Genomic DNA, 1,397 nt, shown 5'->3' on the forward strand with positions numbered 1-1,397 from the left:
GGCCATAGGCAAAGGGCGATCTTTTTGATGTTCTGGGCGGCGGCGGCGATCAGGCACTGGCAGGCGACCCTGATGAGACTTCGGAACCGCGCATAGCGGTGACCATGCAGTTGCTTGGCGTCGGCGAAAGAGCGTTCAACGGTTTCCTTACGGCGACGGTAGACGGCCTTGCCCCATGCGGTGAGCCGGTTGGCGTCGGTGCGCTCCTTCGCATCGGCCCAGACATGGCGGATGATGGTGCGCTGGGCTTTGGCATTGGTCGTGCAGGAGGCGAGCAGTGGACAGTCGCGGCAGATAGCTGGGTCGCTCTTGTAGTGGCGGTAGCCATTGCGGTCGGTGGTGGCGTAGGTCAGCACCTGGCCCTGTGGGCAGCGATAGCCATCAGCCGCCGGCTCATGAATGAAGGATGACGGTGCCATCATGCCGGGTTTGGGCGGTCTGGGGCGGCGATAGCCGGTGACACCGCGTATAGCTCGATCCTCCAGTCCTTTGGCGATGCCTGCCGTGGCGTAGCCGGCGTCCAACCCGACGGCGCCGACATCAAAGCCGAAGCGTTGCACCTGCCGATCGAGCCTCGACAGGTAGACGGTCGAATCGTGGACGATCGCTGTCGTGTGTGTGTCGGTGATGATGGCGTGCGCTGCATCCACCGTGCGATGATCGAGATAGAAAAAGCCTTTCGGCTTGCCCTCGCGCACCATGTACCCGCTGTCGGGATCGGTACGCGAGACCTTGGTCTCCTTCTCGGGCGGCTTGCGCTCTTTCTCCTTCAGCCGTTTCTGGCCATGGGCGGCACGCTCGTCATCGATCGCCGCGTCCAGCGCCTCCCAGTAATCGGCACGCGACTTGGCGACCACCGCCAGATCGAAGCGGGTCTTGTTGGCGTTGGCCTTCAGATGGGTGGAGTCGGTGTAAAGCACCGTGCCGTCGACCAGACCCGCCCGGATCGCCTGCTCGACGATGCGGTCGAAGATCGCCTGCGACACGCTGGTGTCGTCGTAACGCCGCCGCCGATTCTGTGACAACGTCGAGGCGTCGAACACCTTGTCCGTCAGCTTCAGCCGCAGGAACCAGCGATAGGCGACATTGACCTCGATCTCGCGCACCAGCTGCCGTTCCGAGCGAACTCCAAACAGGTAGCCGATGAACAGAGCCTTGAACATCAAGGTCGGGTCGAGCGGCGGGCGGCCATTGTCGGGGCAATACAGCGGCGCGGTCAGATCGTGGATGAAGGAGAAATCGATCAAACGGTCGATCTTGCGCAACAGGTGATCAGCCGGAACCAACTGATCCAGCGTTACCATCTCGAGCGCGGTCTGTTCAGGGGCGGGTCGCTTCAACATGGCCCAGTGAATCAAAAACCCCCGGCAAATGCCAGGGGTTTGTCAGCAGTCTGA

At 62.2% G+C, this 1,397-nt stretch carries 1 protein-coding gene; it reads right to left on the reverse strand.

Annotated features, from left to right (window positions below):
• Positions 1-1,343 (reverse strand): IS1182 family transposase (locus tag AC1D05_RS35700; RefSeq protein WP_477447670.1); only part of this gene is annotated, 1,343 nt, incomplete at its 3' end.
• Between the last annotated feature and the right edge of the window lie 54 nt (positions 1,344-1,397).

The organism is Mesorhizobium sp. P2_E9 (genome assembly GCF_056403815.1).